The sequence below is a fragment of the Pseudomonas sp. EGD-AK9 genome (assembly GCF_000465935.2).
Classification (GTDB): domain Bacteria; phylum Pseudomonadota; class Gammaproteobacteria; order Pseudomonadales; family Pseudomonadaceae; genus Aquipseudomonas.
Map to the genome: position 1 here is coordinate 1 of NZ_AVOF01000090.1, position 9,335 is coordinate 9,335.

Here is a 9,335-nt window from a genome sequence, read left to right on the forward strand (position 1 = left end):
GGCAACCGGCCGCATGCGGCGCCGCCGCGCCTGCTTCTGGTGCGTACCGCCTGGTCGCGGCATGGCGCCGCACCAGCCCGGGGCGGCGTGCGCCGATAGGGCAACGGGGGCAACCCGCCGCCAGGCTTTTCTGACTCCATGGCCAGGTTTTTGCTTTGACTCCGCTCGCCTCCTATCGACGAGCGATTTCCATGTCCGCCCCACCCAATGCCCCACGCCTGCAGCTGACCGCCATCAGCAAGCAATACCCCGGCTGCCTGGCCAACGACCGTATCGACCTGACCATCGCCCCCGGCGAGATCCGCGCCCTGCTCGGCGAGAACGGTGCCGGCAAGAGCACGCTGATGAAGATCATCTACGGCGTCACTCAGCCCAGCAGCGGCGAGATTCGCTGGCAGGGCCAGGCCTTGAAGATGCGCGATCCGGCCATGGCGCGCGGCCTGGGCATCGGCATGGTGTTCCAGCATTTCTCGCTGTTCGAGACCCTGACCGTCGCCGAGAACATCGCCCTGGCGATGGGGGCGGACGCCGGCACACCGAAGCAGTTGGAACCGAAGATTCGCAAGGTGTCGCAGCGCTACGGCATGGCCCTAGAGCCGACGCGCCTGGTGCACAGCCTGTCCATCGGTGAGCGCCAGCGGGTGGAGATCGTCCGCTGCCTGATGCAGGACATCCAACTGCTGATCCTCGACGAACCCACCTCGGTGCTCACCCCGCAGGAGGCCGACGAGCTGTTCGTCACCCTGCGCCGCCTGGCCGCCGAGGGCTGCAGCATCCTCTTTATCAGCCACAAGCTCGGCGAAGTGCGCGCGCTGTGCCAGAGCGCCACGGTGCTGCGTGGCGGGCGCGTGTCCGGCCATTGCGTGCCGGCCGAATGCAGCGACCTGGAGCTGGCGCGGTTGATGGTTGGCGATGCCGAGGGGCTGGAAAGCAGCTACCCGAAAGTCAGCGGCGGCCTGCCACGGCTGCGTGTCGATGACCTCAGCTGGCACAACCCCGATCCGTTCGGCTGCTCGCTCGAACACCTTCGCCTGGAGGTGCGCAGCGGCGAGATCGTCGGCATCGCTGGCGTGGCCGGCAATGGCCAGGACGAACTGCTCGCCCTGCTTAGCGGCGAGACCCGCCTACCGCGTGGCGAACGCGAGCGGGTCAGCATAGATGCCACGCCGGTGGCCAATCTGCACCCCGATGCACGGCGCGGGCTGGGCCTGGCCTTCGTCCCCGCCGAACGCCTCGGCCATGGCGCCGTGCCGGAGATGAGCCTGGTGGACAACGCCCTGCTCACCGCCTTCGGCCAGGGCCTGGTCAAGGGCGGCCTGGTGCAGCGCGGCAAGGTGCGCGCACTGGCCGAGGAAATCATCCGCCGCTTCGCAGTGAAGACGCCGAATGCCGATACCGTGGCGCGCAGCCTGTCCGGCGGCAATCTGCAGAAATTTATCCTCGGTCGAGAGATTCTGCAGAACCCGAAACTGTTGGTGGCCGCGCACCCGACCTGGGGCGTGGACGTCGGCGCGGCCGCCGCCATCCACCGCGCGCTGATCGCCCTGCGCGATGCCGGCGCGGCGATCCTGGTGATCTCCGAAGACCTCGACGAGCTGCTGCAGATCAGCGACCGCATTGGCGCCCTGTGCAGCGGGCGGCTGTCGCCGCTGGCCGAGACGGCGCAGGTCTCCAGCGTAGACGTCGGCCGCTGGATGGCCGGTGAATTCGATCAACCCGCCGCCGCTGCGGCCTGCTGACGGAGCCCGTCATGCTGTTATCCCTGGAACCACGCGGCCAGCAATCGCGCCCCATGCTCTGGCTGTCGCCGCTGCTGGCCGCCGTGCTGACCCTGCTCAGCGGCATGCTGCTGTTCACCCTGCTCGGCCATGCCCCGCTGGAGACCCTGCACACCCTGCTGATCGCACCAGTCAGCGACTGGTACGGCGTGTCCGAACTGCTGGTCAAGGCACTGCCGATCCTGCTTTGCGCCCTCGGCCTGGCAGTGGCCTACCAGGCGCGCATCTGGAACATCGGCGCCGAAGGCCAACTGCTGATCGGCGCACTCGCCGGCAGCGCCATGGCCCTGCAACTGATCGACTGGGACAGCCGCTGGGCGCTGGCCTGGGTGGTGCTGGCCGGCACCTGCGCGGGTGCGGCCTGGGCCGGGCTCACCGCCTGGCTGCGCACGCAGTTCAACGCCAACGAAATCCTTACCAGCATCATGCTCAACTACATCGCGCTGAACCTGTTGCTGCTGTTCGTGCATGGCCCGCTGAAGGACCCGGCCGGTTTCAACTTCCCCGAATCGGCCATGTTCGGCGATGCCAGCCGCCTGCCGCTGGTCAGCGAGGACGGGCGCCTGCATGGCGGCCTGTACCTGGCGCTGCTGGCCCTGGTGGCGGTGTGGGTGCTGCTGCACAAGAGCTTTCTCGGCTTCCAGATCAAGGTGCTGGGCCTGGACAAGCGCGCCGCCGGCTTCGTCGGCTTTCGCGAGAAACGCCTGGTGTGGTTCGCCCTGCTGGTCAGCGGCGCCCTGGCCGGCATGGCTGGCGTCGGCGAAGTGGCCGGCCCCATCGGTCAACTGGTGCCGCAGGTCTCGCCCGGCTACGGCTACGCGGCGATCACCGTGGCCTTTCTGGGGCGCCTCAATCCGCTCGGCATCGTCGCTGCCAGCCTGCTGATGGCGCTGCTCTACCTGGGCGGGGAGAACGCCCAGATGAACCTCAACCTGCCGCAGGCGATCACCCAGCTGTTCCAGGGAATGATGCTGTTCTACCTGCTGGCCTGCGACGTGCTGATCCTCTACCGGCCCCGGCTGCAGTGGAAATGGGCACGCCGCGAAACGCTTGCCGAAGCCACCCCCTGAACGCCAAGGAAATCCCCATGGATCTCGATCTGTTGACCAATATCTTCTACGCCATGGTGCGCACCGGCACGCCGCTGCTGCTGGTGGCCCTGGGCGAGCTGGTGTGCGAGAAGAGCGGCGTGCTCAACCTCGGCCAGGAAGGCATGATGCTGTTCGGCGCAGTGATCGGCTTTATCGTCGCCTTCAGCACCGGCAGCCTGTGGCTCGGCGTGCTGCTGGCCATTGCCGCCGGCATGCTGCTGTCGCTGCTGTTCGCCGCCGTGGCGCTGGGCTTCAATGCCAACCAGGTAGCCACCGGCCTGGCCCTGACCATCTTCGGCGTCGGCCTGTCCACCTTCGTCGGCGCCGCCTGGGTCGGCAAGCCGCTGAGCGGCTTCGAGCCCATCGTCATTCCGCTGCTGGCGGACATCCCGCTGATCGGGCGCATGCTGTTCGCCCAGGACGTGCTGATCTACCTGTCCTTCGCCCTGTTCGCGCTGGTGGCCTGGGTGCTGCTGAAAAGCCGCATCGGCCTGATCATCCAGGCCGTCGGCGAGAACCCGGACGCCGCCAGCGCCATGGGCCTGCCGGTGCTGCGCGTGCGCACCCTGGCGGTGCTGTTCGGCGGCGCCATGGCTGGTCTCGCGGGCGGCTACCTGTCGCTGGCGTACACGCCGATGTGGGCGGAAAACATGACCGCCGGGCGTGGCTGGATCGCCCTGGCGCTGGTGGTGTTCGCCAGCTGGCGGGTGCTGCGCGTGCTGCTCGGTGCCTACCTGTTCGGCCTGGCCAGCATCCTCCACCTGGTAGCGCAGGGCATCGGCCTGTCGATCCCCTCGAACCTGCTGGCCATGCTGCCCTACGTCGCCACTATCCTGGTGCTGGTGCTGCTCTCGCGCGATGCGATCAAGACCCGGCTGTATGCACCGGTGTCGCTGGGCCAGCCGTGGCAGCCGGGGCATTGAGATGAGTAACGGCGCGCGCGGCCGGTAGGGTGCGCCGCGCACCGGACATTGCCCCTGACCCCAGAGTCAGCTATCGTGCGCCGCACGTCGATTCCGACGCACCTGGATCAGCAGACAGGGTCAACACTGAGCTGGCTTACCTGACATCAACCTCAGAGGAGCCTGCTCATGGCAGCTACCCGTATCTGGATCAAGAACCCCCTCGCCATCTTCACCGCCAACGACCTGGATGCTTCCGGCGGTCTGGTGATCGAGGATGGCCGCATCAGTGAGGTGCTCAGCAAGGGACAGCAACCTGCCGCGCCCTGCCAGCAGGTGTTCGATGCCCGCGAGCATGTGGTGCTGCCGGGCCTGATCAACACCCACCATCACTTCTACCAGACCCTCACCCGCGCCTGGGCGCCGGTGGTCAATCAGCCGCTGTTCCCCTGGCTGAAGACGCTCTACCCGGTCTGGGCGCGCCTGACGCCGGAGAAACTGGCCCTGGCCAGCAAGGTGGCGCTGGCCGAACTGTTGCTGTCCGGTTGCAGCACGGCTGCCGATCACCACTACCTGTTCCCCGGCGGCCTGGAGAATGCCATCGACGTGCAGGTCGAGGCGGTGCGCGAACTGGGTATGCGCGCCATGCTCACCCGCGGCTCCATGAGCCTGAGCGAAGCCGACGGCGGCCTGCCGCCGCAGCAGACGGTGCAGCAGGGCGAGGTGATCCTGGCCGACAGCCAGCGCCTGATCGGCCAGTACCACCAGCGTGGCGACGGCGCGCAGATCCAGATCGCCCTGGCGCCCTGCTCGCCCTTCTCGGTGACCCAGGCCATCATGCGCCAGAGCGCCGAACTGGCCGAGGCACTGGACGTGCGCCTGCACACCCACCTGGCCGAAACCCTCGACGAGGAAGATTTCTGCCTGCAGCGCTTCGGCCTGCGCACCGTGGATTACCTGGACAGCGTCGGCTGGCTAGGCCCGCGCACCTGGCTGGCCCACGGCATCCATTTCAACCCGGACGAAATCACCCGCCTTGGCGCCGCCGGTACCGGCATCTGCCATTGCCCCAGCTCCAACATGCGCCTGGCTTCGGGCATCTGCCCCAGTGTCGAGCTGGAGGTCGCCGGTGCGCCGCTGGGCCTGGGGGTCGATGGCTCGGCCTCCAACGATGCTTCGAACATGATCCTCGAGGCGCGCCAGGCGCTGTACATCCAGCGCCTGCGCTACGGCGCCGAGCAGATCACCCCGCAACGCGTGCTCGGCTGGGCCAGCAAGGGCTCGGCGAAGTTGCTGGGGCGCAGCGATATCGGCGAACTGGCGGTGGGCAAGCAGGCCGACCTGGCGCTGTTCAAGCTCGACGAGCTGCGCTTCTCCGGCAGCCACGATCCGATTTCCGCGCTGCTGCTGTGCGGCGCCGACCGCGCCGACCGGATGATGATCGCCGGCATCTGGCGCGTCATCGACGGGCAGATCGAGGGGCTGGACGTGGCGCAGCTGATCGCCGATCACCGTCAGGCGGCGAAGCAGCTGATCAACGGTTGAGGACGCCCGAGCAGTGAGCCGTGCGCACCGCATCACGACGGTGTGCACGGCACACACTACCGGCCAAAGACGCCACATCTCGCACCACAACGCAGCACCTGCACATCCTGCGCACCAATAGCGCTCCACCATCTTCCCACCCCTTGCCCGCCAGGGCTTTCGCCACGGCTATCTGTCTTGTTGGTCAGCTTTTTGCAGTCAGGGGATCAGCCAACCAACGGCCACCCCAACACCAAGACTGGAGCTGCACCCACCATGCACAAGAAGAGCAAGAAACCGCTGCTGCGCACCCTCGTCGCCGCCCTGGGCTTTGGCGCCATGCTCGGCGCCTCCGCCGCCGATCCGCTGAAGGTCGGCTTCGTCTACATCGGCCCCATCGGCGACCACGGCTGGACCTACCAGCACGAGCAGGGCCGCCAGGCGCTGATCAAGGAACTGGGCGACAAGGTCAGCACCAGCTATGTCGAGAACGTGCCGGAAGGCGCCGACGCCGAACGGGTGATCCGCAACATGGCCAAGGGCGGCTACGACCTGATCTTCACCACTTCCTTCGGCTACATGAACCCGACGCTGAAGGTGGCCAAGCAATTTCCCAAGGTGACCTTCGAGCACGCCACCGGCTACAAGCAGGACAAGAACCTCGCCACCTACCTGTCGCGCTCCTACGAGGGGCGCTACGTCGGCGGCTTCCTCGCGGCGAAGATGACCAAGACCAAGAAGGTCGGCTACGTCGCCTCCTTCCCCATCCCCGAGGTGATCCGCGACATCAACGCCATCCAGCTGGCCCTGGACAAGTACAACCCCGGCACCGAGATCAAGGTGGTGTGGGTCAATACCTGGTTCGATCCGGGCAAGGAGTCCGACGCCGCCAACGCGCTGATCGACCAGGGCGTGGACGTGATCTTCCAGCACACCGACAGCCCGGCGCCGATCCAGACCGCCGAGCGGCGCGGCGTCTATTCTGTCGGCTACGCCTCGGACATGGCCCACTTCGGGCCCAAGGCCGTGCTCACCTCCATCGTCAACGACTGGGGCCCGCACTACGTCAAATCCACCCAGGCGGTGCTCGACGGCAACTGGCAGAGCCAGGACTTCTGGGGCGGCCTGGCCGAGGACACCATCGACCTGCCGATCAGCGACCTGGTACCGGCCGAGGTGAAGAGCGAGGCCGAGCAGATCATCGCCGACATCCGCAGCGGCAAATTCCACCCCTTCACCGGTCCGATCAAGGATCAGAGCGGCGCGGTGCGCATTGCCGACGGCGTGAGCGCGACCAACGCCGAGCTGGCCGCGATGAACTACTACGTGGAAAACCTGAAGGCCGAGTTGCCGAAGTAAGCGGCTGGCGGGTTTCACCCGCCGCCTTGCAACTACCGATGCCGTCCCTGTTTATCTCAGCAGAACCGCATCACCGTGGCGCCGGTCTTCGGCGCCACGCACCGCTGCCCTGGGTACGAGAAGACTCGCAGCAACACCCCGGAGCTTTTATGCACAGCCTACCCCTTATCGATATCGCCCCTCTGTACAGCAACGACGCGTCGGCCTGGCCTGCCGTGGCCGAACAGATCGACCGCGCCTGCCGCGACTGGGGCTTCTTCTATATCGTCGGCCACCCCATCCGCGCCGAGCGCATCGACGCCCTGCTCAGTGCGGCGAAGCGCTTCTTCGCCCTGCCTGCCGACGACAAACTCAAGATCGATATCACCCAGACCGCCCACCATCGTGGCTATGGCGCCATCGCCACCGAGCAGCTCGACCCGAGCAAGCCGAGCGACCTGAAGGAAACCTTCGATATGGGTTTCCATATGCCGGTGGATCATCCGGATGTCGTGGCCGGCAAACCGCTGCGCGGGCCGAATCGCCACCCGGATCTGCCCGGCTGGGCCGCGCTGATGGAACAGCATTACGCCGATATGCAGGCGCTGGCCAAGACCCTGCTGCGCGCCATGGCCATGGCCCTGGACATCGCGCACGACTTCTTCGACGCGCGCTTCCATGAGCCGATCAGCGTGCTGCGCCTGATTCACTACCCGCCGCGCCACACCGCCAGCAGCAGTGACCAGCAGGGCGCCGGCGCGCATACCGACTACGGCTGCATCACCCTGCTCTACCAGGACGATGCCGGTGGCCTGCAGGTGCGTTCGCGCGACGGCCAGTGGGTCGACGCGCCGCCGCTGGCCGGCAGCTTCGTGGTCAATATCGGCGACATGCTGGCGCGCTGGAGCAACGACCGCTACACCTCCACCCCGCACCGGGTGATCAGCCCGCTGGGGGTGGATCGCTACTCCATGCCCTTCTTCGCCGAGCCGCACCCGGACACCCTGATCGACTGCCTACCGAACTGCTCCAGCGCGGACAACCCGGCCAAGTACCCGCCGGTGACCAGCGCCGCGTACCTGCTGTCGCGCTTCGCCGATACCTATGCCTATCGGCGTGAGGCGGCACAGGGCTGATTGCAGCGTAGGGTGGATGACGCTCTTTTCATCCACCGCTCGTGCAGCCGGAACGAACGTTGTGGTGGACATGAAAAGCGATGTCCACCCTACGCAGCGGGCCATGCGGCACAGCGCGATCCTGTCCCAGCGGTTAAACTTGGCCGCACCGCAAGCCTGACGACGAGAACCGACCATGCCCGAATGGCTCAACGCCCTGCCCAAGGCCGAACTGCACCTGCACCTGGAGGGCTCGCTGGAGCCCGAGCTGCTGTTCGCCCTGGCCGAACGCAACCAGATCGCCCTGCCCTGGACCGATGTCAAGACCCTGCGCGCGGCCTATGCCTTCAACAACCTGCAGGAATTTCTCGACCTGTACTACGCCGGCGCCAACGTACTGCGCAGCGAGCAGGATTTCTACGACCTGACCTGGGCCTACCTGCAACGCTGCAAGGCGCAGAACGTCATCCACGTCGAACCCTTCTTCGACCCGCAGACCCACACCGACCGCGGCATTCCCTTCGAGGTGGTGCTGCGCGGCATCCAGCAGGCGCTGCGCGACGGCGAGCAGCAACTGGGCATCAGCCATGGCCTGATCCTCAGCTTCCTGCGTCACCTGCCCGAGGAAGAGGCGTTCAAGACCCTGGAACAGGCCATGCCGTTTCGCGACGCCTTTATCGGCGTCGGCCTCGACAGTTCGGAAAAAGGCTTCCCGCCGCGGCTGTTCGAGCGGGTGTTCGCCAAGGCGCGCAGCGAAGGCCTGCACTCGGTGGCGCATGCCGGCGAGGAAGGCCCGCCCGAGTACATCTGGGAAGCGCTGGACCTGCTCAAGGTCGAGCGCATCGACCACGGCGTGCGCGCCAGCGAGGACGAGCGGCTGATGCAGCGCCTTATCGACGAGCAGATCCCGCTGACCGTCTGCCCGCTGTCCAATATCAAGCTGTGCGTGTTCGAGCATATGGGCCAGCACAACATCCTCGAGATGCTCGAGCGCGGGGTGAAGGTGACGGTGAATTCGGACGATCCGGCCTACTTCGGCGGCTACGTCGGCGAGAACTTCGCCGCCCTGCACCAGCATCTGGGCATGAGCGAGGAGCAGGCCAGACGCCTGGCGCAGAACAGCCTGGACGCGCGCCTGGCCTGATGCCGCAGGGCTCCACCCGAGCCCTGCCCCTTCCGCTAGAATGCGCCCTTTCCTCGCCCTGCCGGTCGCCGCATGTCCGTCATCCCCGCCCCCACCGCTCCCCTGGTCGCCATCGTCGGCGGCGGCCCCGCCGGCTTGATGGCCGCCGAGGTGCTGGCCCGCGCCGGGGTGCGCGTCGAGCTGTACGACGCCATGCCCTCGCTGGGACGCAAGTTCCTCCTGGCCGGGGTCGGCGGCATGAATATCACCCACTCGGAACCGAAGGACGCCTTTGTCGGCCGCTACGGCGAGCGTCAGCGGGAAGTCGCGGCGCTGCTGCAGGACTTCGACGCCGACGCCCTGCGCGCCTGGATTCACGACCTGGGCATCGACACCTTCGTCGGCACCTCCGGGCGCGTGTTCCCCACCGACATGAAGGCCGCGCCGCTGCTGCGCGCCTGGCT

The 9,335-nt window shown here is 67.0% G+C and carries 8 protein-coding genes; all 8 read left to right on the top strand.

Features of this window, described 5'->3' with window-relative positions:
• The first annotated feature begins 191 nt into the window (after positions 1-191).
• On the top strand, positions 192-1,739 hold the full coding sequence (locus N878_RS05070; RefSeq protein ID WP_021442597.1) for an ABC transporter ATP-binding protein: 1,548 nt from the start codon (positions 192-194) through the stop codon (positions 1,737-1,739).
• An 11-nt stretch (positions 1,740-1,750) separates the two neighbouring features.
• On the top strand, positions 1,751-2,848 hold the full coding sequence (locus N878_RS05075; RefSeq protein WP_021442598.1) for an ABC transporter permease: 1,098 nt from the start codon (positions 1,751-1,753) through the stop codon (positions 2,846-2,848).
• Positions 2,849-2,865: 17 nt separating this feature from the next.
• Positions 2,866-3,792: an ABC transporter permease gene (locus tag N878_RS05080; RefSeq protein ID WP_021442599.1), complete on the top strand. Its 927-nt coding sequence runs from the start codon at positions 2,866-2,868 to the stop codon at positions 3,790-3,792.
• 168 nt (positions 3,793-3,960) lie between these two features.
• The gene (locus tag N878_RS05085) at positions 3,961-5,316 is read left to right on the top strand and encodes an 8-oxoguanine deaminase (RefSeq protein ID WP_021442600.1); all 1,356 of its coding nucleotides are present in this window, start codon (positions 3,961-3,963) and stop codon (positions 5,314-5,316) included.
• A 255-nt stretch (positions 5,317-5,571) separates the two neighbouring features.
• A complete protein-coding gene (locus N878_RS05090) occupies positions 5,572-6,654 on the top strand; it encodes a BMP family ABC transporter substrate-binding protein (protein ID WP_021442601.1) in 1,083 nt (360 codons plus the stop codon).
• A 149-nt stretch (positions 6,655-6,803) separates the two neighbouring features.
• Positions 6,804-7,769 (top strand): 2-oxoglutarate and iron-dependent oxygenase domain-containing protein, encoded by a 966-nt coding sequence (locus N878_RS05095; RefSeq protein WP_021442602.1) that lies wholly within the window; start codon positions 6,804-6,806, stop codon positions 7,767-7,769.
• 175 nt (positions 7,770-7,944) lie between these two features.
• Positions 7,945-8,892, top strand: a complete 948-nt coding sequence (locus tag N878_RS05100; RefSeq protein ID WP_021442603.1) for an adenosine deaminase — start codon at positions 7,945-7,947, stop codon at positions 8,890-8,892.
• A gap of 138 nt (positions 8,893-9,030) precedes the next feature.
• On the top strand, positions 9,031-9,335 hold a 305-nt coding region (locus tag N878_RS05105; protein ID WP_256217975.1), incomplete at its 3' end, for an NAD(P)/FAD-dependent oxidoreductase.

Coding starts and splice junctions, on each gene's coding strand:
- N878_RS05070 (WP_021442597.1), top strand. CDS start 192: ATGTCCGCCCCACCCAATGCCCCACGCCTGCAGCTGACCGCCATCAGC.
- N878_RS05075 (WP_021442598.1), top strand. CDS start 1,751: ATGCTGTTATCCCTGGAACCACGCGGCCAGCAATCGCGCCCCATGCTC.
- N878_RS05080 (WP_021442599.1), top strand. CDS start 2,866: ATGGATCTCGATCTGTTGACCAATATCTTCTACGCCATGGTGCGCACC.
- N878_RS05085 (WP_021442600.1), top strand. CDS start 3,961: ATGGCAGCTACCCGTATCTGGATCAAGAACCCCCTCGCCATCTTCACC.
- N878_RS05090 (WP_021442601.1), top strand. CDS start 5,572: ATGCACAAGAAGAGCAAGAAACCGCTGCTGCGCACCCTCGTCGCCGCC.
- N878_RS05095 (WP_021442602.1), top strand. CDS start 6,804: ATGCACAGCCTACCCCTTATCGATATCGCCCCTCTGTACAGCAACGAC.
- N878_RS05100 (WP_021442603.1), top strand. CDS start 7,945: ATGCCCGAATGGCTCAACGCCCTGCCCAAGGCCGAACTGCACCTGCAC.